The sequence below is a fragment of the Allobosea sp. NPDC003192 genome, from assembly GCF_050275675.1.
Taxonomy (GTDB): Bacteria; Pseudomonadota; Alphaproteobacteria; order Rhizobiales; family Beijerinckiaceae; genus Allobosea.
The window spans coordinates 154,947-180,407 of record NZ_JBNNPK010000007.1 but is presented as its reverse complement, the minus strand read 5'-3'; the positions used below and the strand labels follow the sequence as shown (position 1 = coordinate 180,407).

Annotated in this window: 14 protein-coding genes; 12 read left to right on the top strand and 2 right to left on the bottom strand. The window is 66.4% G+C overall.

Annotation, left to right across the window (positions count from 1 at the left end; translation table 11 throughout):
- Nucleotides 1–55 precede the first annotated feature (55 nt).
- From ACQKLX_RS12190 to ACQKLX_RS12180, 3 genes are read left to right on the top strand one after another with little or no spacing between them, the layout of a single operon-like run.
- Nucleotides 56–2,065 (top strand): amino acid adenylation domain-containing protein, encoded by a 2,010-nt coding sequence (locus tag ACQKLX_RS12190; RefSeq protein ID WP_427361837.1) that lies wholly within the window; start codon nt 56–58, stop codon nt 2,063–2,065.
- Nucleotides 2,058–10,010: a hybrid non-ribosomal peptide synthetase/type I polyketide synthase gene (locus tag ACQKLX_RS12185; protein ID WP_427361836.1), complete on the top strand. Its 7,953-nt coding sequence runs from the start codon at nt 2,058–2,060 to the stop codon at nt 10,008–10,010. Before ACQKLX_RS12190 ends, ACQKLX_RS12185 begins: the two co-directional genes overlap by 8 nt.
- Before the next feature lie 6 nt (nt 10,011–10,016).
- The gene (locus ACQKLX_RS12180) at nt 10,017–12,272 is read left to right on the top strand and encodes a condensation domain-containing protein (protein WP_427361835.1); all 2,256 of its coding nucleotides are present in this window, start codon (nt 10,017–10,019) and stop codon (nt 12,270–12,272) included.
- Between the two features lie 25 nt (nt 12,273–12,297).
- Here ACQKLX_RS12180 and ACQKLX_RS12175 read toward each other — a convergent pair whose 3' ends face one another.
- Both ACQKLX_RS12175 and ACQKLX_RS12170 read right to left on the bottom strand, forming a co-directional pair.
- Nucleotides 12,298–12,996: a 4'-phosphopantetheinyl transferase family protein gene (locus tag ACQKLX_RS12175; RefSeq protein ID WP_427361834.1), complete on the bottom strand. Its 699-nt coding sequence runs from the start codon at nt 12,994–12,996 to the stop codon at nt 12,298–12,300.
- Nucleotides 12,993–14,288 (bottom strand): lipopolysaccharide biosynthesis protein, encoded by a 1,296-nt coding sequence (locus ACQKLX_RS12170; protein ID WP_427361833.1) that lies wholly within the window; start codon nt 14,286–14,288, stop codon nt 12,993–12,995. The genes ACQKLX_RS12175 and ACQKLX_RS12170 overlap by 4 nt, the downstream gene beginning before the upstream one ends.
- A 198-nt stretch (nt 14,289–14,486) precedes the next feature.
- Here ACQKLX_RS12170 and ACQKLX_RS12165 point away from each other — a divergent pair, with 198 nt between their 5' ends.
- From ACQKLX_RS12165 to ACQKLX_RS12125, 9 genes are all read left to right on the top strand, one after another.
- Nucleotides 14,487–17,426 (top strand): right-handed parallel beta-helix repeat-containing protein, encoded by a 2,940-nt coding sequence (locus tag ACQKLX_RS12165; RefSeq protein WP_427361832.1) that lies wholly within the window; start codon nt 14,487–14,489, stop codon nt 17,424–17,426.
- A gap of 131 nt (nt 17,427–17,557) precedes the next feature.
- Nucleotides 17,558–18,208 carry a class I SAM-dependent methyltransferase gene (locus ACQKLX_RS12160; RefSeq protein ID WP_427361831.1) on the top strand — a complete coding sequence of 217 codons (651 nt, stop codon included), beginning with the start codon at nt 17,558–17,560 and terminating at the stop codon, nt 18,206–18,208.
- Nucleotides 18,205–19,083, top strand: coding sequence for a glycosyltransferase family 2 protein (locus ACQKLX_RS12155; RefSeq protein WP_427361830.1), 879 nt, complete (start codon nt 18,205–18,207; stop codon nt 19,081–19,083). Before ACQKLX_RS12160 ends, ACQKLX_RS12155 begins: the two co-directional genes overlap by 4 nt.
- 961 nt (nt 19,084–20,044) lie before the next feature.
- On the top strand, nt 20,045–20,602 hold the full coding sequence (locus ACQKLX_RS12150; protein WP_427361829.1) for a methanogen output domain 1-containing protein: 558 nt from the start codon (nt 20,045–20,047) through the stop codon (nt 20,600–20,602).
- Nucleotides 20,577–21,758, top strand: a complete 1,182-nt coding sequence (locus ACQKLX_RS12145) for a sensor histidine kinase (RefSeq protein ID WP_427361828.1) — start codon at nt 20,577–20,579, stop codon at nt 21,756–21,758. Before ACQKLX_RS12150 ends, ACQKLX_RS12145 begins: the two co-directional genes overlap by 26 nt.
- Nucleotides 21,755–22,414: a response regulator transcription factor gene (locus tag ACQKLX_RS12140; protein WP_427361827.1), complete on the top strand. Its 660-nt coding sequence runs from the start codon at nt 21,755–21,757 to the stop codon at nt 22,412–22,414. The genes ACQKLX_RS12145 and ACQKLX_RS12140 overlap by 4 nt, the downstream gene beginning before the upstream one ends.
- A gap of 256 nt (nt 22,415–22,670) precedes the next feature.
- Nucleotides 22,671–23,351, top strand: coding sequence for a LuxR C-terminal-related transcriptional regulator (locus tag ACQKLX_RS12135; RefSeq protein WP_427361826.1), 681 nt, complete (start codon nt 22,671–22,673; stop codon nt 23,349–23,351).
- Between the two features lie 454 nt (nt 23,352–23,805).
- Entirely contained in the window at nt 23,806–24,558 is a 753-nt protein-coding gene (locus tag ACQKLX_RS12130; RefSeq protein WP_427361825.1) for a LuxR C-terminal-related transcriptional regulator, read from the top strand.
- A gap of 31 nt (nt 24,559–24,589) precedes the next feature.
- Nucleotides 24,590–25,402, top strand: a complete 813-nt coding sequence (locus tag ACQKLX_RS12125; RefSeq protein ID WP_427361824.1) for a glycosyltransferase family 2 protein — start codon at nt 24,590–24,592, stop codon at nt 25,400–25,402.
- Nucleotides 25,403–25,461 lie beyond the last annotated feature (59 nt).

The following is a 25,461-nucleotide window of genomic DNA, read 5'->3' as shown; positions in this document are numbered from 1 at the left end:
GTTACTCCAACTGCTCCAATGTTGTCGCGCGGACTTGGCGCATAGCCTTCCCAGCATGACACAGACCATCGACAGGAAAGCTGCCCGTCAGGCCCCGCGTCGTAGCCGGCCTCGGGCGTCCACCGCTCCCGAACCCACCGGAGCCGCCCGCCAACGAGCCGCTCGGAGGGAGGCGCCGCGAACCGCTACGTCAGCGCCGGCGACCCTGGTCGATCTCTTCGCCGCGCAGGTCGCCGCCCAGCCGCGCGCCATCGCGCTGTCGCTGGGCCCGGCCCATCTCTCCTATGCCGAGCTCGACGAGCGCGCCGAACGGTTGGCCGAGCGACTGACCATGATGGGTGCCGGTCCAGGCGCGATCGTCGGGCTGTGCCTGCCGCGTTCGCTCGACCTGGTCGCGGCGCTGCTCGCGATCCTGAAGAGCGGCGCCGCCTATCTGCCGCTCGATCCGGCCTATCCGGGCGAGCGGCTCGCCTTCATGGTCGAGGATGCCGGTGCGTCGATCATCATCGCCTCCGACCACGCCGACTGGCTCCCGCCCGGCCGGCAGCGGCTCGATCCGCATCAGCCTGGAGAGGCGAAGGCGGTACCTGGCTCGCAGGCCCGCCGCGCGGCGGCGGCCAGCGACCTCGCCTATGTGATCTACACCTCCGGTTCGACCGGCAAGCCGAAGGGCGTCGCCATCGAGCATGCCGCCGTGACGCGGCTCTTCAGCGCGACGCAAGCCTGGTTCGGCTTCAGGTCCAGCGATGTCTGGACCTTGTTCCATTCCGTCTCGTTCGACTTCTCGGTCTGGGAAATCTGGGGAGCTCTGCTCCACGGCGGGCGTCTCGTGATCGTGCCGGAGAGCACGACGCGGGACCCCGCCGCTTTTTTGCGCCTGCTCGCCGACGAGGGCGTCACGGTGCTCAACCAGACGCCGTCGGCCTTCGCCGCCCTCGACCGTGCCGATCAGGATCGCGGCGGGCGCGACCGGCTCATCCTGCGGCTCGTCATCTTCGGCGGCGAGGCGCTCGACCCGCGCCGCCTCGCCGGCTGGTACCAGCGCCGCGGTGAGCACGCGCATCTCGTCAACATGTACGGGATCACGGAAACGACGGTGCATGTCACCTATCGCCCCCTCACCCAGGCCGAGACCCACCAACCTTCGAGCCTGATCGGGCGGCCGATCCCGGACCTCAAGCTCCTGCTGCTCGACGGCGAGACCATGCGCCCGGTGCCCCGCGGCGAGATCGGCGAGATCTTCGTCGCGGGAGCCGGGCTCGCCCGCGGTTATCTGAACCGGCCCGAACTCAACGCCGTTCGCTTCGTGCCGCATCCGGACGAGCCCGGCGCCCGGCTCTACCGCTCCGGCGACCTCGCCCGCCAGGTCGACGACGACGATTACGAATATCTCGGCCGCGCCGATCAGCAGGTGAAGATCCGCGGCTTCCGCGTCGAGCTCGGCGAGATCGAGACGGCCCTGATGGCCCATCCCGGGATCAGGCAGGCTGCGGTGCTGCTGCGTTCCGACGACGGTAACGAGCGGCTCGTCGGCTATCTGGTGGCTGATGGCGCGGACCGCCCCTCCCCCGCGGCGCTGAAAGCCCGCCTCGCGGAGACCCTGCCGGCGCATATGGTGCCGGCCGCCTTCGTCTTCGTGCCCGACATCCCGCTGACCGTGAACGGCAAGCTCGACCGCGCCGCGCTGCCGGCGCCCGGCCGGGCACGGCCGGAGGCGGCGGCACCCTATGCTGCCCCGCGCAGCGCACTGGAGCGCCGGTTCGCAGAGGCCGTCGCCGATGTCTTCCAGATCGACCTCGTCGGCATCGACGACAACTTCTTCGACCTCGGCGGCAATTCCCTGCTCGTCGCCGAGCTACACCGGCGCCTCGTCCGAGACCTGCCCTGGTTCGCCCTGGTCGACCTCTACCGCTTCCCGAATGTGCGGGCGCTGGCCGGCCATCTGACGCCGCAGAAGCCTGGCGCGCTCGGCAGCCTGGCCGCGGCGCGCGAGCGCGGCCTGCGCTCGCGCGGGTTGCCCGCATCCTTCCCCGAAAGCGCGTCGATAGGCGGCTCCCATGACTGACCCCCTCCCCGAGCGCGCCGTCGCGATCGTCGGTCTGGCCGGCCGCTTCCCCGGCGCACCGACCATCGGCACGTTCTGGCGGAACCTGCTCGAGGGCGTGGAATCGATCACCTCCTTCGCGCCTGCAGAGCTTGAGGACAGCTTCGACGCGGCGACCCGCGCACTCCCGAACTTCGTTTCGATGAAGCCGGTCCTCGACGGCGTCGATCTGTTCGATGCGCCGTTCTTCGGCATGCTGCCGCGCGAGGCGGCGCTCACCGATCCGCAGCAGCGCCTGCTGCTGGAATGCGCCTGGGAAGCGCTCGAGGATGCCGGCTACGACCCCGCCGCGCCCGGCCAGTGCATCGGCGTCTTCGCCGGCGCCACCTCCAGCACTTATCTGCTGCAGAACCTGCTGCACGACCGCTCGGCCATCGCCGACTACACCTCGGGCTTCCAGATCGGCAATCTGCCGCTGCTGGTCGGCTCCGCCGCCGATTTCACGGCGACACGGATCGGCTACAAGCTCGGTCTCACCGGCCCCTGCGTCGCCGTCCAGTCGGCGTGCTCGACCTCGCTGCTGGCCGTCGCCCAGGCCGTGCAGAACCTGCTCTGCCACGGCTGCGACATGGCCCTGGCGGGCGGCGTCTCGATCACCTTCCCGCAACGGCGCGGCTATCTTGCCCAGGAGGGTGGCATCGTCTCGGCGGACGGCCATTGCCGTGCCTTCGATGCCAGCGCCAGCGGCACGATCTTCGGCAGCGGCGCCGGCCTCGTCGTCCTGAAGCGGCTGGAGGATGCGGTTGCGGATCGCGACCAGATCTACGCCGTCATTCGCGGTGTCGGCGTCAACAATGACGGCGCCGGCAAGGTCGGTTTCACCGCGCCGAGCGTCGACGGCCAGGCCGCGGCGATCGCCATGGCGCATGCGGCCGCCGACGTCGATGCGCGCTCGATCGGCTATGTCGAATGCCACGGCACCGGCACGCCGATGGGCGACCCGATCGAGGTCGCCGGCCTCACCGCCGCCTTCCGGCTGACGACCGAGGATCGCGGCTTTTGCGCGCTCGGCTCGGTCAAATCCAATATCGGCCATCTCGACGCCGCCGCCGGCGTCACCGGGCTGATCAAGGCGTCGCTCGCGGTGAAGAGCGGGATACTGCCGGCGAGCCTGCACGTCACGCGGCCGAACCCGGCGCTGGAGTTGCCGGAAAGCCCGTTCTTCATCGCTGACCACAGGCAGGAATGGCCAGGGCATGAAGGGCCGCGCCGCGCCGGCGTCAGCGCCTTCGGATTCGGCGGGACCAATGTCCATCTCGTGCTGGAGCAGGCCCCCGCGAGCGAAACCGTGGCACCAGCCCGCCGCAACCAGCTCCTGACGCTCTCCGCCCGCAGCGCCGCAGCGCTCGGCACGGCGCGGGACCGGCTGGTGGAGCATCTCGAAACCCAGCCCGAACAGAGCCTCGCCGACATCGCCTTCACCTTGCAGACCGGGCGACGGCCTTTCCCCTACCGCCTCGCCGTGGCCACCGGCAGCCATGCCGAGGCGGCTGCCGCCCTGCGCAAGCAGAACACCGAACGCGCCGCCGCGGTGACCGGCGTCGGCGATCTCATCTTCATGTTCCCCGGCCAGGGCTCGCAATATCCGCAGATGGCGCGGGAGCTTTATGCCGGCGAGCCGGTCTTCCGCCGGACGGTCGATCTGTGCTGCGAGTTGCTGAAGCCCGAGCTCGGGCTCGACCTACGCAGCCTGCTCTATCCGAGCAATGGCGGCGACCCGGAGAAGCTCTCGGCGACGCTGCTCGCGCAGCCGGCGATCTTCACGGTCGAATACGCGCTGGCGCAGCTGCTGCTGAGCTGGGGCCTGCAGCCATCGGCCATGATCGGCCACAGCGTCGGCGAGTTCGCCGCCGCCTGCCTCGCCGGCGTGTTCTCGCTCGAGGACGCGCTCTCGCTCGTCGCCAGGCGCGGCCGGATGATGCAGGAATTGCCCGGCGGCGCGATGCTGGCCGTGCGCCTGCCCGATGCCGAGACCGCGGCGCTGGTGCGCAATGGCGTCAGTGTAGCGGCGGTCAACGCGCCCGGCATGAGCGTGCTGGCCGGGCCGTTCGAGGCGGTCGAGGCGCTAGAAGCCGAGCTCGCGCAGCGCGGCGTCACGCATCGCCGCCTGCAGACCTCGCACGCCTTCCACTCCGCCATGATCGACCCGCTGGTCGCGCCTTTTACCGAGGCAGTCGCGGCCATCCGCCTCAATGCGCCGGAGCTGCCCTACATCTCCGGCGTGACCGGCGACTGGGCCAGCGCCGAACAGACCACCGATCCCTCCTATTGGGCGCGGCATGCGCGCGAGCCGGTGCGCTTTGCCGACGGCATCGCGACGCTGGCGCGCAGCCTCTCGCCCATCCTGCTCGAAGTGGGACCCGGCGCCGCGCTGGCCAGTTTCGCGTTGCAAGGCGCTGGCGCGGGCCGGGCCGCCATCTCCTGCCTGCCTGATGCGCAGGGCGATGCCGAGAGCATGCTGGCCACAGCCCTTGGCCGCCTCTGGACCGCTGGCATTGCGCCGGACTGGTCGGCCTATCAGGCCGGCGGCCAGCCGCGCCGCGTCTCGCTGCCGACCTATCCATTCGAGCGCAGCCGGCATTGGGTCGAGACGCCAGTCGCCTCTGTCGCCGCCCCTGCGGTCGCCCCCGTTCAACCTCTTCCCACTCAACCCGAGCAGGAACCGGCCATGCCTCCCCATGCTGACACCGACATTCCCCTGGGCCGTTCGGACCTCGGCGGCCGGGTCGCAGCGATCTTCGAGAACCTGTCGGGACGGCCCTTCGGCGCGGACGAGACCGGCGCGAGCTTCCTCGAGCTCGGCTTCGACTCGCTCCTGCTGACCCAGGCCGCACAAGGCCTGCAGACGGCCTTCGGTGTCCAGATCCGCTTCCGCCAGCTGCTCGACGATCTGCCGAGCGTCGACGACGTCACGCGCCATATCGCCGAGCTGTGCCCGCAGGAAACGGCGAAGCCGGCTCCGGTGGTTCCGGCGGCGGCGCGGGTCGCGCCCGCGCCTGTCACGCCGGCGCCCGTCTCGGCCGCGCCCCCAGTCGCCAGCGCGCAGCCGGCCGGCTCGGGCCTGGACGTGCTGATGCGCGAGCAGCTCGACGTGATGTCGCGGCTGATGGAGCGCCAGCTCCAGGCCCTGAGCGGCCAGGCGGCAGCGCCAGCCAATGCAACCATAGCGCCGGCCTCGCAGCCCTCGCCCGCCCCTCAGCCGCTGGCGGCCGTGCAGCCTCAGCCAGCCTCAGCTTCCCCGGCCGCCACGAGCAGTGCCGCCGGCTCGACGGCGCGCTTCAAGCCCTTGATCCGGACCGGGAACGAGAGCCTGACCGAAGCCCAGCGCGCTCATATCGCCCGGCTGACGAAGCTTTATGTCGGCAAGACCGCGACCTCGAAGCGGCTCGCCGATCAGCATCGTCCGGTCCTGGCCGATCCGCGCACCGTCTCCGGCTTCGCCGCCGACTGGAAGGAGATGGTCTATCCGATCGTCTCCGCCCGGGCGAAGGGCGCCCGGATCTGGGATGTCGATGGCAACGCCTATATCGACCTGGTCAACGGCTACGGGCAGACCGCCTTCGGCCATGCGCCCGATTTCGTCGTCGAGGCGGTCCAGGCCCAGCTGACGGACGGCTTCGCCATCGGTCCGCAATCGCCGCTCGCGCACGAGGCCTCGACGCTGTTCTGCGAGCTGACCGGCCACGCCCGCGTCGCCTTCTGCAACACCGGCTCCGAAGCGGTGATGGCGGCGATGCGCGTCGCTCGCACCGTCACTGGCCGCGACAGAATCGTCGCGTTCTCAGGTGCTTATCACGGACAGTTCGACGAGGTCCTGGTCCGCGGCGTCGGCGCGCAGCACCGCTCGGTGCCGGCGGCTCCCGGCATCCCGGCCGAGGCCGTCGGGCGCATGACCGTCCTGGATTACGGCACCGACGAGAGCCTCGCCTGGCTGCGCGAGCACGCGCATGAGCTTGCAGCGGTCTTGGTCGAGCCAGTGCAGAGCCGCCGGCCGGGCTATCTGCCCATCGCCTTCCTCAAGGAAGTGCGCGCGATCACTGAGAAGGCCGGCACGGCACTGGTGCTCGACGAGGTCGTCACCGGCTTCCGGGTCCATCCCGCCGGCGTGCAGGCCCTGCTCGGCATCAAGCCGGACATCGCGACCTATGGCAAAGTCGTCGGCGGGGGCCTGCCGGTCGGCCTCTTGGCCGGCACACCACGCTTCATGGATGCGCTCGATGGCGGCGCCTGGCGCTTCGGCGACGACAGCGTGCCCGAGGTCGGCGTCACCTTCTTCGCAGGCACCTTCGTCCGGCACCCGCTTGCTCTGGCGGCGACGGTCGCCGTGCTCAGGCACATCAAGGAGAACGGGCCGGCGCTGACCGGCGCCCTGACGCAGCGCATGCAGGGCCTGGTCGAGGCATTGCGGCGCGCCTTCGCCAAGGTCGGCTGGGACGTGCCGATCGAGAGCTATGGCAGCGTCGCCTATTTCGAGCCGGGCCGCGATCATCGTCTCGGCAGCCTGCTGCACTACCACTTACGCGCCCGCGGCATCTTCATCCAGGAACATTATCCCTGCTTCCTGACGACCCAGCATGGCGATGCCGAGATCGCAGCGATCATCGCCGCCTTCGAGGACAGCCTCGCCTTGATGCGCCGGGACGGGATGTTGCCCGGAACGGCCGCCGAGAGCCTGCCGCCGGACATGCCCGCCGCTCCATCGGAGATCGAGCTGCCCCTGACCGAGGCCCAGACCGAGATCTGGTTGTCGGACCAGACCGGCCCCGAAGCCAGCGCCGCCTTCAACGAATCCGTCAGCCTGACGCTGGACGGCCATATCGATGCGCTGCGCCTCGCCGAGACGGTCAGGCAGGTCGCCGCTAGGCACGCGGTCCTCCACGCACGCTTCTCCGCCGACGGCGAGACGATGCAGCTCTCGACCTCGGGGGTGTTCCCGGTTGCGATCAGCGACCTGCGCGGCGAGCCTGATCCGCAAGCAGCCCTGCAAGCCTTGATCGAGGGTTATGCCAGCCGCCCCTATGATCTCGTGCAGGGACCGGTGGCGGAAGCCGAGATCATCCGGCTCGCCGAGCACAAGCATGTCCTGATCCTGTCGGCGCATCACATCGTCTGCGACGGCTGGTCGACCAACATCCTGCTCGACGAGATCGCAACGGCCTACCGCTCCGGCGTCGACGCCTTGCCGGCAGCAATGCCCTTCGCGGACTACGCCTCGGAAACCCGGCAGGATCCGCGCGCGAAAGAGGCCGCGGCCTACTGGACCAAGATGTTCAAGGAGCTGCCAACCCCGCTCGAGTTGCCGACCGACCGGCAACGGCAGGCGCCGCGCAGCTTCAATGGCGGCACGCGCACGAGCTTCATCGAGGCCGAGCTCTATCGCAAGGTGAAGGCGGCGGGCGCAAAGCAGCGGCGGACATTGTTCGCCACGCTCTTCGCCGCCTTCCAGGTGCTGCTGCTGCGGCTCTCGGGCCAGAGCGACCTCGTCATCGGCGTCCCCGCCGCCGGGCAATCGCAGCTCGAAGGTCCCTCGCCCGTCGGCCATTGCGTCAACTTCCTGCCGATCCGCGGCGGCATCGATCCGGCCGAACCGTTCTCGACCCATCTCGACAAGGTCGGGCGCATGGTCCTCGACGCTTACGACCATCAGAGCTTCACGCTCGGCGCGCTGCTGAAGCGTCTGCGCGTCCCGCCCGTGTCCGGGCGGCTGCCGCTTGTCGAGGTGCAGTTCAATCTCGAAAGGCTGGCCGGCAATCTCGACTTCGGCGCGGGTGTCAAAGCCAGCGCCGAGCCGAACCCCAAGGCCTTCTCGACCTTCGATCTCTATTTCAACATTGGCGAATCCGACGAGGGCCTGCGAATCGACTGCTGCTACGGCGCCGACCTCTTCGATGCGGCAACGATCGACCGCTGGCTCGGCCATTATCGCACGCTGCTCACGGCCTTCGTCGCCAACGCCGACATGGTCATCGCGGCGATGCCGCTGATCGAGGGCGACGAGCGCCAGCGGCTCGTCTCCGACATCAACGACACGCAGGTCGCGCTCCAGAGCGACGACGGTACGATCCAGGCCTTCGAACGCCAGGTCCAGCAGCAGCCCGAGGCGATCGCCGTCTCCTGCGGCGAGCAGCAGATTTCCTACGCCGCGCTGAACGCCTGGGCTGACCGGATCGCGGCGGAGCTCATGGCGCGCATCGACGCTCCCGAAAGCCGCGTCGGCCTGCTGATCGAGCGCTCGCCCGCGCTGATCGCCGGCATGCTCGGCGCGCTCAAGGCGGGCTTCCCCTATGTGCCGCTCGATCCCGTCATGCCGAAGGCGCGCATCCAGCGCATCCTCAGGGATTCCGAAGCCGTCGCGCTCCTGACCGCGGGTCCGCTCGACCCCACCATCGTCGAACCGGACGAGAGCGTCATGCTGATCGATGTCGACCGGACCACGGCGAACCTCGCCGGGATCCGGACGGCGGCGATCGGCCCCGAACAGCTCGCCTATGTGATCTACACCTCCGGCTCGACCGGTGCGCCCAAGGGCGTCGAGGTCACTCACGGCGGGCTGTCGAACCTGCTCTTCGCCATGGCACGCGAGCCAGGCTTCTCCAGCTCCGACACGATGCTTGCCGTCACGACGGTGACCTTCGACATCGCCGCGCTGGAATTGCTGCTGCCGCTGCTCCAGGGCGGCCGGGTCGCGATCGCGACTTCGGACGAAGCCAAGGACGGCGCCGAACTGCTGTCGCGGCTGGAGCAAAGCGGCGCCAACGTGCTGCAGGCTACGCCGATGACCTGGCGCCTGCTGCTCGAAGCCGGCTTCCGCTCGCGGCCAGGCCTGCGCATGCTCTGCGGCGGTGAAGCGTTGCCGCTCGACCTCGCACGCAAGCTGCTCGAAGGCGGCGGCGAACTCTGGAACATGTACGGGCCGACCGAGACGACGATCTGGTCCTCGGTCGCCCGCATCCAGCCGGAGGACGAGGTCATCACGATCGGCCTGCCGATCGCCAACACGCAGTTCTATGTCGTCGACGGCAACAACGAGCCCGTCGGCGTCGGCATTCCCGGCGAACTGCTGATCGCCGGCTCGGGCCTGGCGCGCGGCTACGCCAACAACCCCAGGCTCACCGCCAGGAGCTTCATCGCCAACCCGGTCGATCCCGCCACGAGCGCGAAGGCCTACCGCACCGGAGACCGCGCCAAGTACCTGCCCGACGGCCGCATCCTGCATCTCGGGCGCCTCGACCACCAGGTGAAGCTGCGCGGCTTCCGCATCGAGCCCGGCGAGATCGAGGCCGTCCTCGCCCGCAAGACCGGCATCGTCTCCGCCGTAATCCTGCGCGAGGACGTTCCGGGTGAGCCACGACTGGTCTGCTACTACGTCACCAGCGCGGACAGTCCGCCGCCGGCCGAATTGCGGGCCGCGCTGGCGCAGGAGCTGCCGGACTACATGGTCCCGACCGCCTGGATCGGCCTGCCGGCCTTGCCGCTGAACCAGAGCGGCAAGCTCGACCGAGCCGCGCTGCCGGCGCCGGATACCCAGAGCGCCCCCAAGGTCGAGAAGCCGGACGACAGGACCGCGCCGCGGACACCGGTCGAAGAGACGCTGATCCGGATCTGGAGCGAGGTGCTGCGGCGCGAGGACATCGATGTCCACGACGACCTCTTCGACCTCGGCGCCGATTCCCTCAGCATCTTCCAGATCACCAGTCGCGCCCGCCGCGAGGGGCTCAAGGTCGCCGCGCGCGATTTCTTCCGGAACCGGACGATCGCCGCCGTCGCAGCCGCGCTTTCCGACGACGCCGTCGTGGAAGCCACCGCGCCTGCCGCGACCTTCTGGAAGCGGCCATGGCGACGCCCGCGCGACGGCGCGCAGCAGCCAAACGAGCCGAGCGCCGTCTCGCAGCGCGAGAGAAGGTGAAGGGTCATGGCCAATCAGTTCACCCGTGAACCGGAACAGCATTTCCGCGAGCCAGACCGCATCGTGATGACGGCCAGATGCTCGCCGGCGCAAGAGCGCTACTGGGCGATCGACGGCAGTGATCCCGGCATGCCGGCGCTCAACATCGCCGTCAAATGGAGGATCCGGGGGCACCTCGACGCGCCCCTGGCGCAGGACGCCTTCCAGGCGATCCTGGATCGGCATGAATCGCTGCGGACGGCGATCCGGCTGGCGGATGGGCGGCCCGTCCAGGCGATTGCCGAGCATGTTCCTTTCAAGCTGCCGGAGATCGACCTGTCCGGCCTGCCTGAGGCGGACAGGGCCCGGGAGACCGATCGCATCGCCCAGAGCGAAGCCTGCACGCGCTTCGATCTCGCCGAACCGCCCCTGCTGCGGGCGACGCTGTTGCGCAAGAGCCGCGCCGAGGCCGTGATCCTCGTCGTCGCCCACCACATCGTCAGCGACGGCTGGTCGATGGGGATCATCGCCAGGGATTTCGTCGCGGCCTATCAAGCCCTCGGCCGTGGCCGCGAGCCAGTGCTGCCCGAGCTTTCCCTGCAATATTCCGACTTCGCCGAGGGCAGCCAGGACAGCATGGAAGGCGGCGTGCTCGCGCGCGAGGAAGCCTATTGGCAGCGCAAGCTCGCAGGGCTCCCAATCGTCGAAGTGCCAGGCGATCGCCCGCGCCCCGCGACGCGCAGCACCCATGGCGCTTCGCTGTCGCGGCTGCTTTCCCGCTCGCTGACCGCCGGGCTTTCCGATCTGGCACGCAAGGAAGGTACGACTTTCTTTTCAGTTGCTTACGCCGTTCTTCTGACCTTGATTCGGCAACGCACCGGTGCCAACGACATCGTGCTCAGCACGCAGATGGCGAACCGCGACGATGTCGAGCTGGAAGGGCTCGTCGGCCCCTTCGTCAACACGCTCGTGTTGCGCACCGCAATCTCGGACGATCAGAATTTCCTCGATCTGTGCCAGGCCGCGCGCGACACCTTCGAGGAAGCCGTCGATCATCACCAATGGCCGTTCGACAGGCTGGTGGCACTGTTGCCGAGCAACGGCGATGCCAGCCGGCCGCCGGTCTCGATCAATTTCATCGTCCAGCGCGCCTTCATCGGCGAGCTCGCCAATGACAGTTTTCAGCTATCAGGAATTCCATCGCCTTTGCCCGGCGCGCTCTATGACCTCAACTTCATCCTGGTCGAGCGCGAGGAAGGCTGGCGCCTGACCTGCGAATACCATCGCGATCTTTATGACCAGGAGACCGCGAGCGAGCTGGCAGCGCAGTTCGAGAGCCTGGCGGGAGCGCTCGTCGCCAACCCGGCCGCACATCTGCCGCGGCCGGTGCCGACCTCCCTGCCAATCGCATCGCCGCTTTGGCTGCCGGCCACCCCGGCGCTGCCGCCGGTGATCGACGCAACGTCGCTGCGCCGGACCTGGCTGCAGAAGACCGGCACGCAGCCGACCCTGTTCGCGCTCAACCACACCGCCCATAACCTGCGCCTGTATCGGCCGCTGTCGCAGGAGCTCGGCCCCGACCAGCCTTTCGCCGCGCTGCAACTGCTCGACCCGATGGTGAACGGGGTTGCGCCGAACTCGATCGAACAGCTCGCAGCGGCCTATTGCGAGGCGATCGTCGCGACGAAGCCCGATGGCCGCTACCGGCTCGCGGGTTTCTGCCGCTCCGGCGTGATCACCCTGGAGGTCGCCAGGCAATTGGAGGCGAGCGGCAGGCAGGTCGATCTGGTGATGCTGATCGATTGCTGGGCGCCGGGTTACTTCCTGCGGCAGCCCTATGTCACGCGCCTACGCTTCAGACTGAAGCGCGCGGGCCGATTCGCCCGCCGGTTCTGGCAGGCCGGCCCGCGCAGCTTCGTGACGCGGATGTCGTTCTGGCTGCAATCGACCGCCGCCGTCCGGCAAGCGAAGCGCCTGATCTTCTGGCGCCCGGCCGAGGAAGCAGCCGACGAGGCCGATTTCTGGCGGACGACCGACGAGCTCGAGGCGCTGGTCCAGCGCTATGCGCTGCCGAACTATGACGGGCGCGTCCTGATCTTCCGGAGCGGCGCGATCCCGGCCGGCTGGCCGCCCGATGCCACCCTCGGCTGGGCTGGACATCTCAGGCCCGACACGCCCTGCTTTTCGGTCGATGGCGAGGGCCATGAAGGCGCCTTCTCCGAGGCAGGCTCGCGGACGATGGCCGAGCGGATCCTCGAGGCCACGGCGCAGACCCGGAGCTGACCCGGACACCGTTCCGCCGGCGAGGCTATGGCCGGGCCATCCAGACCGGGGACCAGCCGCGATGACGCGCGGCCAGCGTGCCGCAATAGCCCGGTGCCGGCTCGATATCGGCGAGCTGCCAGAGATCGGCTTCGGCCTGGTCGGATTCGACCGCCAGGAGCCGCGCCCTGAACGGATCGAGCGAGACCTCGAAGCTCGATGGCGAGCCGTTCAGGCCGACGCCGATCGCCTTCAGGCACGCTTCCTTCCGTGTCCAGCAACGGATGAAGGATTCCTCGCGCAGCTCCGGCGTCAGAGCCGCGAGCATGGCGAATTCCCGCGGCGCGAGACACCCGGCCAGGAGATCGGCCGAGACCGGCCTGATACGCTCGATATCGACGCCGACAGACATGTCTTCCGCGACCGCGACGATCGCGAGATCGCCGGAGTGGCTGAGATTGAAGGCGATGGGCCGTCCGCCATACTCGTTCGCGAGGAACGGCTTGCCGAATGCGGTCTCGCCGAAGCGAAGCTGCGGCGGCACGATCGGGATGTAGAGCGCCAGGACGCGCCGCAGCCAGTTCCGGGCCACGATGAATGCGATCCGCGCCTTCGCGTCGTGGAAGCGGTCGGCACGTGCGCGTTCCTCGTCCGACAGGATCCCGCGCCGCCCGGCCGCCTCGGTCGCACTGAGATCGAGGCGGCAGCACCAGAGGTGCACCTGCGAGGATGGCAGTGGCATCATGGCGAGGGCACCGTCATCATGTGCCCGGCAACCGGTGCGGCCGGCGGGCTCGCGAGCAGGCCGGGGACCCGGAGCGCGAGCATGACCAGCACGATCAGGGCCGCGAGCTCCGACAGGAGCGTGACCGCGATCAGCCCGGCCACGCCGAAGACGAGCGCCGCCGGATAGACCGCCAGCAGGTTGAGGCAGCCGCCGACGAGCGCCGCGACGAAGACCGGCCGCGTGCGCTCGAGCGCCCGGAAGGCGCAGCCGAGAACCAGGCTCAGCAGCGCCATCGGGAAGGCGAAGGCGTACCAGATGATCACCCAGTCGAATTCGAGGATCTCGCCACCATAGAGGCGATGCAGCAGCCAGGGACCGAACAGCCCCAGGCCGAGAACGGCCACGGCTCCCGTCAGCCCTGCGAACAGCATGGCGCGGCTCAGCATCCGGTGAAGGCCTTGGATGCCACCCTCGGCAAGCGCCTTGCCTGCCAACGGCGGGACGATGTTCTCCAGCGCCTCGCGCACCACGTTGAGCACCGCGAGCAGGCTCTGCGCCGCCCGGAGGGCGCCGAGCACCTTCGGCCCGAACAGGCCGGCCGTCACCAGGAGGCCGCTATAGCTGAGCACCCACTGGACCGAGCCGGTGAGGACGAGCCATCGCGCCGAGCGCCACTGCCGCCCAGTGACGCTGGTCAGGATCTGTCGCCGCCACAGCAGTGGCCCGGACATGCCCAGGCCGCAAAGCGTCGAGACCGCCGCGGCACCAGCGACGGCCCATAGCGCGGTGGTGACGTCGAGCGTCCCCGCCCGCCAGAGGATGGCGAGCGTGCCGAGCTTGAGGAGCTGATTGATCGCGTCGATCAGCAGGATGCCGGCCGGCCGGCGGCGGGCGAAGAGGTAACGGCGCAGGAAATCCTGTGTTAGATAGGAGGCCGCTGCCATCGAGCCCGGCAAGGCCGCATCGGCAAGCGGCGAGTGCGTGCCCGTCGCAAGCATCAGGACGGCGAAGATCGCAATGGTCGCGACGACGACGAAGCCGGCCTGGTGCAGGAATACGACGGTGTAGTAGGCCTCGGCCTCGGTCCCCTGCTCCTTGGTGCCGATGCTCATCATCGGGCTGACGATGAGGCCGAGCTGCAGGCTCATCGCGAAATAGAGCGCAAGCCAGACCATCGTGTAGAGGCCGAAGGCTTCGAGGCCCAGCGCCCTTGCGAGCAGGATCGTCGTCAGGAAATTGCAGGCGCTGGACAGCGCCTGGTCACCGAAGGACAGCGCCGGATCGCGCATGGCGCGGAGCCGCCCCCTCATGCCCGTCCATGCCCCGCCCCCGGGCCGGAACACCCAGCCGATCTTGCCCGCGCGCTGCATTCCATCGTGCCTCAGCTGGCGATCGCCCGGCCACATCTTCAGCCGAAGTCTAGCGTCCTCCTTGCGCGGGCCCCGCTGGGCATCGGGACTGCCCAGAAGGAAGATGGGCCGGCGGCCTCGCCGGCATGGCTACCCCGGATGCCCAGCCCGCCCGGGCCGGTCCGGGCGGTAAGCTCCTCGCACAACGGCTTTGCAGCACGGACCGAGGTGGCGGTGAAGGGACGATCACGAGCACCGACTGGCGCCTCGACCGACCGGCGGGCGACCGATCGCTATCTCCCGCTCCTGGCGCTGGGCTTTGCCGGGTACGTTATCTTCGGCAAGAGCTTCGCCTATCTCGGCCTGCCACCGCTTTTCGTCGGCGAGATCCTGTTCGCGCTCGGCCTGCTCGCCTTCCTCGCCTCAGGCAGCACGACGGCGCTGCTCACCACGATACCGGCGATCAGCGCGGCCCTGCTGATGGGCTGGGTGCTGCTGCGGACACTGCAAGGCATCGGAGCCTATGGGGTCGACGCGCTGCGGGACGGCGCGGTCGCGCTCTATGCCGGCTTCGCCTTCATCGTGGCCGCCCTGGTGGTCGAGCGCCCGATCCGCATCGCCGAGATCGTCGGCTATTTCAGGGTGCATGCGCGCGTGCTGATCCCGATCGCGATCATCCTCTATCTGATCGCACGGTTCTTCGGCGCCTCGATCCCCAAGCTGCCCGGTCAGAATGTCGAGATCATCTCGGTGCGCTCGGGCGAGCTGGCCGCGCATCTGTGCGGCGCGCTCGTGCTCGTCCTGGTCGGCCTGTGCAAGGTCAGCCGGACCTGGCTCGTCGGCGCTCTCGGCGCGGCACTGCTCGTCGCCAGCCAGAGCCGCGGCGGCATGCTCGCCTTGCTGGTGCCGCTGGTCCTCGCCATGGTCCTGACCGGCCAGGTCGGCCGCCTCGCCTCCATCACGGCCGGGCTCACGCTGGCCCTGCTCGTGGCCTACGCAGTGGGTTTCGAGATCGACCTGCCCCGAGGCGAGCGACCAATCAGCGCCGTCGCCGTCGTCGAGAACCTCGCCAGCATCGCCGGATCGAGCGATGCCAACAATCTCGACGGCACCAAGCTCTGGCGGTTGAGCTGGTGGCAGGCGATCCGCGACTACACCATCCACGGCCCCTATTTCTGGACCGGCAAGGGCTTCGGCATGAACCTGGCGGAGGCGGACGGTTTCGTCGTCGGCCTCGAGCGCGGTGGACCGACGGTCCGCAGCCCCCATAGCGTGCACATGACCTATCTCGCCCGTGGCGGCGTCACCGGTCTCGCCCTCTGGCTCGTCACCATCGGTAGCTGGACCCTGGCGCTACTGCGGGCCGCCCATCTCGCCTGGCGGCGCGGCGACCACGATTGGGCGCGCTACTTCGTCTTCCTGGTCTGCTATCTCGCCTCGATCGTCATCGATGCGTCCTTCGACGTCGCGCTCGAGGGACCGATGCTCGGCATTCCCTTCTGGATCCTGTTCGGAATCGGCTTCGGTTCGTTGATGATCTACCGCGCCTGGCATCTGGTCGAGACACCCCCTCGCTTCGGGCGGATGGCGCGCAGTGGCGCACGCATCGCCGGCGCCACTCTCCTGGGGGCGATGATGCTGCTGGGCAGCCCGCGCTCCGAGGCCGCCGAGACCGCCCCCTGCCCGCCCGGTGCGATTCCGGTTCCGGTCGGGGCCGCGATTCAGGCGATCGTCGAGAAGGCGCCTCCGGGTGCGAGCTTCTGCCTCGCCGCCGGCGTCCACCGGGCCCAGCTTATCGCCCCCAAGGACAGACAGGTCTTCATTGGCCAGCCCGGCGCGGTGCTGAACGGCGCCGAGCTGGTCACAGATATTCGCCGGAAAGGCGCCTTCTGGGCGACAGCCACATCGAAACTCGAGATTCGGCCGTTCGGGACCTGCCTGCCCCATCGCGCGCGCTGCAACGATCCGCGGCGCTTCTTTCTCGACGGACGACCGCTGGAGCCGGTCGCCGACCGCGCCGACCTGCAAGCCGGGCGCGTCTATTCCGACGCCGCCACCGGAATGAGCTATTTCGCCGACGATCCGCGCGGGCGGACTCTGGAGAGGACGCGACAGCTCTATGCCTTCAACAACGAGGGCGCGCGCGGCATCACCGTCAAAGGCCTGATCGTCGAGAAATACGCGACGCCCGCCCAGCAGGGCGCGATCTTCGGCGACGAGAATGCGCGTGCCACCGATTGGCTGATCGAAGGCAACGAAGTCCGCTTCAACAGCGGGTCAGGCATCGCGACCGGCGACAGGAGCATCGTGCGCGGCAACAAGGTCCACAACAACGGCCAGCTCGGGATTTCGCCCAACGGCACCGACGTCCTGATCGAGAACAACGAGATCTACGAGAACAACACCCATGGCTTCGATGCCGGCTGGGAGGCCGGCGGTGTCAAGGCGGGCAAGGTCGAGCGCCTGACGCTGCGCGGCAACCATGTGCACGACAATTACGGCTCGGGACTGTGGTGTGACGTCGACTGTCGCAACGTCGTGTTCGAGAACAACCTCGTCGAGCGTAATTCAGACGCCGGCATCTTCTACGAGATCAGCTTCGACGCCATCATCCGCAACAATACCGTGCGCCTGAACGGAACGGGGCGCGGCGGCCAGCAGGGCAGCTTCTGGGTCTGGGGCGCCGGCATCCAGATCGCTGCGTCCGAAGGCGTGCATGTTTACGGCAACACGGTCACCGTGGCCGAAGGCAGCACCGGGATCGTCATCGTCGACCAGGGGCGCGAGCGGGTCGATCAACCCAGGCGGAAAGGCGGCGAGGGAAAGCTACTCTACAGGACAGCTCGCAACACAGTGCACGACAACGAGATCGTCTACGAGGGCGACACGGGCCTCTCCGGCGGGGCCAGCGACGTTCCCGCGTCGAATCCGAACTTCAGGATCATCGAAACGGGCGGGAACCGGTTCGATCGCAATACCTATGTCCTGCGCCGGCCGACCGATGCGCCCCTCTTCATCTGGGGGCAGGAGCCGATCTCCTACGACATCTTCCGCAGTCTCGGCCAGGAGGCCGGTGGCCGGATCGTGCAGCCCGACTAGCTCTCTCCCGAACGGCTTAGTCCGCAAGCTCTAGGCGCTCAGTCCTCGGACCAGGCTGCCGGCCGGACGACCATCGCTAGGATCGTCTCGTCACAACCGGCACGGCATCGCGAGGCCAAGAGCTCATGAACATGATCCCGCGATCGTTCCGCCGCTCGCAATTCCGCGAGGAACGCTTCAGGACCTATGTCCGCCCGATCATCGACGCGCTGGTCAGCAAACGGGGATCGTGCCGGATTCTCGATCTGGGCGGAGATGCCGACTACTGGCGGTTCGACCTCCCCGCTTCGGGGGTCGAGATCTGGCTCCTGAACATCGAGGCCAAGCCGCCATCGCCCGACCCGCGCTTCCACGTCGTCCAAGGGGACGCGCGCGACGTCCGTGAGTTCGACGATCTCAGCTTCGACTTCGTCCACTCCAACTCACTGATCGAGCATGTCGGTCGCTGGGCCGACATGAAGCGCGTCGCAGCCGAAATCCGGCGGCTCGCTCCAGCCTACTACGTGCAGACGCCGAACTTCTGGTTTCCGCTCGATCCGCATAGCAATGCGCCGATGATGCATTGGCTGCCGCAGCCGCTGCAGCGGAAGATGGTGTCGAGCAAGGCGCGGGGCTTCTACGCCAAGGCAGCCTCCCTCGACCAGGCCATGCAGATCGTCGAAGGCACCTCGATGCTCGATCGGGCCCAGCTTGCCGAGCTCTTTCCGGATGCGGAGATCCTGACCGAGAATGTCCTGTTCCTGCCGAAATCATTGATCGCCATCAGGACGCCGGAGCGGTGAGGCAGGAGGAGACCGCACAGCCGGATTTCGCCTTCCTGGCTCTGGCCAGGGACTGCGCGGGCACGATCCCGCGTTTCCTCGAACTGCTGGAGACGCTGAGGCATAGCGGCTCGCGCATCACCGCCTTCGTCGGCGAAAACGGTTCGCGCGACGGAACGCGCGCGCTGCTTCAACGCGCAGAGGCGCGCGGAGAGATCGCCGTCGTTCCGACCGATTTCATGGCCGGCGAGCCCGATCGGCTCAGGCGGATGGCGCTGGGCCGCGAGCGGCTCAAGAGCGAGCTCGAATGCTCGGGCATTTCTCCGCGCTTCGTCTGCGTTCTCGACATCGACAACGTCATCGCGGCACCGCCCGCAGTCACCGCCCTGCTCGGCGCAGCCGAGAAACTCGATCGGCCCGGCATTTTCGGCGTGTCGGCGACCTCGCGCCCGCACTATTACGATCTTCTGGCCTTCGAGGACGGGCAGCGATCCTTCGTGACATTGCTCGATGATCTCGCGACAAGCCGGACCGGCATCGTGAGATATTACCGGTTCTTCTGTTCGCGGATCTATCCGGACCAGAGGGCGCTGACGAGCGATCACGAGATCAGATGCGCCTCGACCTTCAATGGCCTGTGCCTCTACCGCGCCGACAGCTATCGCCTCGGCAGCTACCTTCAGGCTGGCCCCGCGCTCTGCGAACACCTCGTCTTCAATCGCCGCCTCGCCGCGCTGACTGGCGAGACGATGCTGATCGATCCAGACCTGGTGTTGCGCACGCCCGTAGACCATGCCGCGCAGAGCTTTCTGCCCTTTGCCTGGCGTCGGCTTCGCAAGCTGCTCGCTTTACCCTTCCCTCGCCGGATTCAGCGGCCAAACCTGTTCGCCAAATGACTGCTGCCGGGAGTCTGCCGCAGCCCCAAGAATGTGAACAGCCGTCAACAATGACCTTTGGTCAAGCCTTCGATTTAAGCACGCCCTGCGCGCGCTCGACGACAATGCGTCGGCCGATACAGACGATCACGAATTTATGACCAAGACACCGATTACATAGCCGGCGATTTGTTCGCGTACATACGAGAGGTTTTTTATCGACCAGAACGAATGTTTGAATTCATCTTGCAATTTCATATGGACTAAAATTAACAAGAGCTGCCACCTTCAACTCAGCATTAACAATTTGAATCTTGTTTCAAATATTATAATCACCGCACTACAAATACACCTCTTCCATAAAATTTTATAAAACTGCCAAATCTCCCGTACGAGTTAAGGGCCCGTCGAATCCAGCGAAACAAGGCCGCGCAATGACTACAACTTATATTAGAATTTCGATTTCAAAAAAGCCAATTAAGACAGGGCAACTCAATTTCAGGCGGACAATTCGCGGTAATGTGCTATTATCGCGGGGAAGGTATGCATTTTGAGGTGGGAGATCGCACTCTACTTGGCCTCTGACTACCCGGCCTATCAGCGTTCTTTTTTACGTACCGCGCCTATCAATCTTTGTGGAGACCGAAGAAGACCGAAATCAACAGAAAACGTAAAAATCTCCATTTCCTTCTCTACCACTTCCTTAATATCAAATACGATAATCCGTAACTTGCCATATTATCGTATTGCTCATAATATAAGTCCTTAATGCACATATATAAAACAGACCATTTTTTTGAATATTCAACGAACAACAAGCTCAAACAACAAAAAACAACACACAGTCTGAACCGAAACCGGACGGCCAAGAGCCGACATCGAGAAGGATTTCGATAACACACCGAACAGCCTTGTACGAGTTCCACGCCGGGCCGGTAGACTTCCGATCGACGCGGCGATCAACCCAGGAGGGCTAGCCAGCGTGACTCCATCCGTTGCCAATGCAGCACTGCCGAATATCGGCGCGCTCGACATCGATTTCGACCACGATGGGCTTTTCAACACCTTGGTGGCGGACATGGCCGAGCTGCTCGAAACCATCGCCGGCGTCGACGATGCATGCGCCTATGTCAGCAGCATCGCCGCGCGCCTGGGAACGGATATAGAGAAGCAGTACAAGACGGCGCTGGGTCTCCAACATCTCAACCGTAATCAGTTGATCGAGATCCTGGTCGACCTGAAGAATCGCGCCGGCGGCGCGTTCTCCGTCATCGAGCAGGACGAGGACCGGGTCGTTTTCGGCAATTGTACATGTCCGCTCGGACAGGCGGCCGCGAACCACCCCTCCCTCTGCATGCTGACATCGAACATCTTCGGCCGCCTCGCCGCCAATGCGGTTGGGTACGCAGCTGTTGATCTGGAGGAAACGATCGCCAGAGGAGCGGCCGGGTGCCGCGTGATTCTCCATCTGAAGCGAACAGAAGTCGGACCGGATACGAGGGAATACTTCCGCGATGATGCATCTGCAGCTCCGGCATGAGCTAGACCTCGAAACCTATTTCGAGCCTGCCATCATCGCCCTGAGCGACGGAAGCATCCACGCGCTCAACCGCGCCGCAAGCCAAGTTCTCGTCGCCAGCGGCTCGCTATCGTCGCTGCTCGACCTGTGTACGAGCCAGATCGAAACCTTCCGGACCTATCTCCTCGCCTGCTCCGGCTCGCGCCAGCCATTGATCGAAAAGGTTCGGTTCGACAGCCCCAGCGGCACCACCGATTATCGCTGCTTCGGCAATGTCCTGGTTCCACGGCGCAAAAGCCGGCCCGCCACCCTGCTGCTACGTCTGTTTCCCGCGCTCGACGCACGTTTCTCCGCCACAGCCGAACGCATGAAGCGCTTGACGGCGGAGCGGCAGCGCCGCTTCGCCATGCAGCAATTCGACGAACTGCGCAGCGACCGTTTCAGATTGGTCGAGCAATACTGCTGCGTCGCCGAGGCGTTGCGCGTCGTGGAAGCACGTACGCATGAGCTTCAGGACGAGCTCAGCCATATCCGCGCCGACGAGCGCGAGCGCATCGCCCAGGACTTGCACGATCATGCAGGGCAAGAGATGGCTCTCGTGCTGGTCGAGCTGAGAGAGCTGCAGGAGCGCGCGCGAGGACTGACGAGACGGCGCCTCGACGAGATCGTCGCGCATGTCGCCGGGGTCGGACGCAAGATCCACCACGCCGTCGTCAGCGGCCGGCCGCGCATCATCGAAGAGCTCGGATTCAGCCGTGCTATCCAAACCCTGGCGGCCTCCTTCGCCGCGGATGGAAGGCTTGGCCTCATCTTCAGGAAGAGGGGGGCCGAACCCGGGTTGCTGCCCGTCGCCGTCGAGAGCGCGCTATATCGTGTGGCGCAGGAAGCGCTGACCAACGTGCTCAAGCACGCGCGGGGCGCGCGGAAGCTCGATGTCACCCTGGAGTTCGCGGGCAAGTCGATCTCACTCACGATCGCCGATGACGGGGCCGGCTTCCCGCCCGACGAAAAGCCATTGGACGACGCTGGCCCTTGCGGCATCGGACTTCGCGGAATGCATCAGCGCATGAACGATATCGGCGGGACGCTGAAGGTCGGTCCGCGTGCGAGCAAAGGCATCGTCATAACGGCCGTAGCCCCCCTCTCCTGCGAGCCACCACGGAGCATCCCGCCGTGACGGCTCGGATCGTCCTGGTCGACGATCATCCGGTCGTGCTGGCGGGGCTGCAGGCCCTGGTGCTCGGCTTGCCGGATCTCGAACTGGCCGGGCTGGCGAGTTGTGCGGCGGAAGCGCTCGCGCTCGTGCGCGGGGAGCGCCCGGATATCGTCGTCCTCGACATGGGGCTGCCGGGCATGAGCGGCCTGACGCTGGCCGAGCGCATCCTCGAGGAGAGGCCCGCCACCCGGATCGTCATGCTCACCCATTACGAAGAGCCCAGCTACGTCCAGAAGGCCTTGCGGATCGGCATTCGCGGCTATGTCCTCAAGGCTTCGGCCGGGGAGAAGGTGGCGCAGGCGATCCGGTCGGTCCTGAGCGGCGGGGTCTATATCGATTCCGAGCTAGAGGACTTCCGCTCGGAATGGATTCGCAAGCTTTGCCCGATCGCCGGCGTGACCACGGCGACGGCGAGCGACACGCTGACCTATCGCGAGATGCAGGTCCTGCGCCTGGCCGCTGTCGGTCATTCCAACAAGGAGATCGCCCGGCGCACGGGTCTCGGCATCAAGTCGGTCGAAACCTACCGCTACAGGGCCTGCAAGAAACTGATGCTGCACTCGCGCCTCGACATCATCAGATACGGCGCCAGCCATGGCTGGATTCTCGACGTCTGACGGCCTGACTAAGCCGTTGGCGCGCTGAACTGCGGCACCTGGCCCTGTGCGGAGTACTCAGCTTGGCGTGACCGGCACAATAATGGCCACCCTCCCCTAACGACATCTCCCGAAGAGCGTCGCGACTTGAGGGGCCGTTCCCGTTACCACAATCGCCGGGGATAGGAGGTTGCACTCGCAGCCCGTCAGCAATGACGGAGCCCGACAACGCGGTCGCATCCCCCACCGAAAAGGCGATCAGAGCGGCGGCACGACCATGGCAAGGATTCTCGTTGCCGACGAACATGCGCTCTACCGCACCGGGCTGCGCACGATCCTGCAGGCCGCGCTGCCCGATGCCGAGCTTCTCGAAGCGGAAGATTTCGACGGCCTGATGCGCAACCTGATGGAGGAACAGCCGGTCCATCTCGTTCTGGTCAGTCTCAGCCTGGCGGGCTCCACCGATCCGCAGATCATCTGGGACTTCAAGCGGGCCTCCGCGACGACGCGCTATGTCGTCATCTCCGGAAACGGCACCTTCGACCAGGTCCTCCATTATATCGCGGAGGGGTTCCATGGCTTCATTTCGAAGCTGCAGCGGGATGACGAGATCGTCGAAGCAGTTCAGGAAGTGCTCGCCGGGCGCCTTGCGGTCCCGCGCGGCCTGACGCCGTTCGGCTCGACCAGCGAGGCCCATCGCGCTCGCGAACTGCCACTGCGTCGGATCGGCTCGCAGCAGGACCCGTTCGGGCTGACGCGCCGGCAGCGGGACGTCCTGACGTTGCTGGCGGACGGGCTTTCGAACCGCGAGATCGCCCAGGCGCTCCACATCGCGGAGCCAACGGCGAAGATCCATGTCTCCGCGCTGATGCGCACGCTCAATGTCCGCAACCGCACGGAAGCGGCCGTGCTCGCCAAGGATCTGATCCGGATCCTCAAGGCCGACCCGAACGCCTGAAGCGGCCCTGGTCGGGAGGCCGAGCCTCAGAACCTGTTTCCGGATTCAGTCCTCATCCAGAGCAGTCGGGCCAGCGGCATTTCGACAATTGCCTCCGTTAGCTTCCGACCAGACCGGCCGCCCCGCAAGACACCATTCCTCCCGGAATGACCCTTTGGGATGAGAGCGAAGGAAAACGGGACGATTGAGCTCCAAATCAGATCGTTGCTTGTCAGGTTTTCCCTGACAGGATCGTATTTTTCCTGACAAGACGACTACATCCGAATGAACTAATTATTAACCATCGAGCTGAGGGTAGCGGCATCCCTTCTCGTCTTTTGATGCCCAGAAGTGATTAACCGACACGCACTACGTCACGCTCGTATCAATCAACAATAAATCACCCAAAACGCAGAGCCTAAGCCTCTTGTCGCGTTCGCGGCACCGGTCTTGTTTTGAGTAAAGGGGAGTAACAATGGCTGACATCATCGAAACTGCAGTGTTGAGCGACAACGCACTGCTCCGGGAGGGTATCACCAAGTTGCTGGACGGGGCGCGCTTCCATGTAAGCCAGCGAAGCACCAGCCTCGAGCTTCAAAGATACGAAAGCAGCCAACAGGCGCCCGATCTCTTCATCGTCGTGATCGACGACATGTCCTGCTCGATCGTCGGCGACATCAAGAGGCAGTTCAAGAGCGCGAAGATCGTGGCGCTCGCCCTTCGCGACAGCCAGGAATTGATGCGTCGCGCCATGCAGCTCGGCGCGGTCGGCTATCTCGTCGAGTCCGTCTCGGCGCAGGATCTCATCACCTCGCTGGAAGTGGTGATCGCCAATGGCGCCGTGTTCCCGCCCGAACTCCTCTCGCAGCTTTCCGAGGTCGCGGTAGAGCCGCAGCGCCTGCTTCAAGGCGTGCAGCGCAGGGCCGACGGTTCGCCGTTCCAGGGGCTTTCGGCCCGGGAGGTCAGCATCCTGGAAGGGCTCATGCTCGGAGAATCCAACAAGGTGATCGCGCGCAAGCTGGAGATCGCCGAGGCGACGGTGAAGGTCCACGTCAAGGCGATCCTGCGGAAGGTGCGCGTCAGGAATCGCACCCAGGCGGCGATGTGGGCCATGCAGAACGCTGTGACCCGGATTCCGGTCATCGAAGAGGCCGATGCGGTGGAGGACGATCCCCTGCCGATGATCGCCGCCAGGCCGGATATGGCGGCATCGCCCCGGCTCGTCTGATCGGACCGTCTCCAGCCCCGGAAACCGCGCCATGATCGTGACCATCGTGACCCCGACGCTGAATGCGGTCGACTATCTCAAGGAATGCATCGAGTCCGCGCGCCGCAATGCGACGCGCGGGATCGAGATCGAACACATCATCGTCGATGGCGGCAGCAGCGACGGTACCGTCGAACTCGCCCTCAGCTACGGGCTGAAAGTGATGCAGGGCAAGGACAGCGGCATCTTCGACGCCATCAACAAGGGCTCCTTCAACTCCTCCGGCGAGTTGCTGGGCTTTCTCGGCGCCGACGACGTGATGCTCCCCGGAGCCGCTGCGGCGGTCGTGGACGCTTACCGCCAAAGCCGCCGGCGTTGGGTGGTCGGCGCCATCCGCTGGATCGATTCCAGCGGGCACGGGCTCGGCGGGCTCGCGGCACCACCCAACTGGATGACGCCAGCCATGCTCGTCTGCCTGGGCTGGAATCCGATCATGCACATGGCGACCTATTTCTCCCGGACCTTCTTCGAGGAACTGGGCGGCTTCGACATCGCCTACCGGGATGCTGGCGACTACGACATGTTCTGCCGGGCGCTGGCGAAGGAGCCCTATGACCGGATCGCCCGACCAATCGCCTGCTTCCGGCGGACGGGTGTCAACAACAGCGCGATCCACGGCAGCCGCACCGTCGCCGAATGCGCGAAGATCTATGCGCAGCACGGGCCTTCGTCGCAGGCCGAACGCCTGTTCTGGCGTTTCCTGCTGAAGGCCTATTTCAATCTCGGCAACCCCGACTGGTTGCTGTCGAAGATGGCGGATACGACACGCACGACGCTGAAGCTCCAGCCGAAGGCGCATTTCTGATCCCGGCTCAGCCGGCTACCGATTTCCAAGGAACGGCATGGATCCCCGGTCGGCACGGG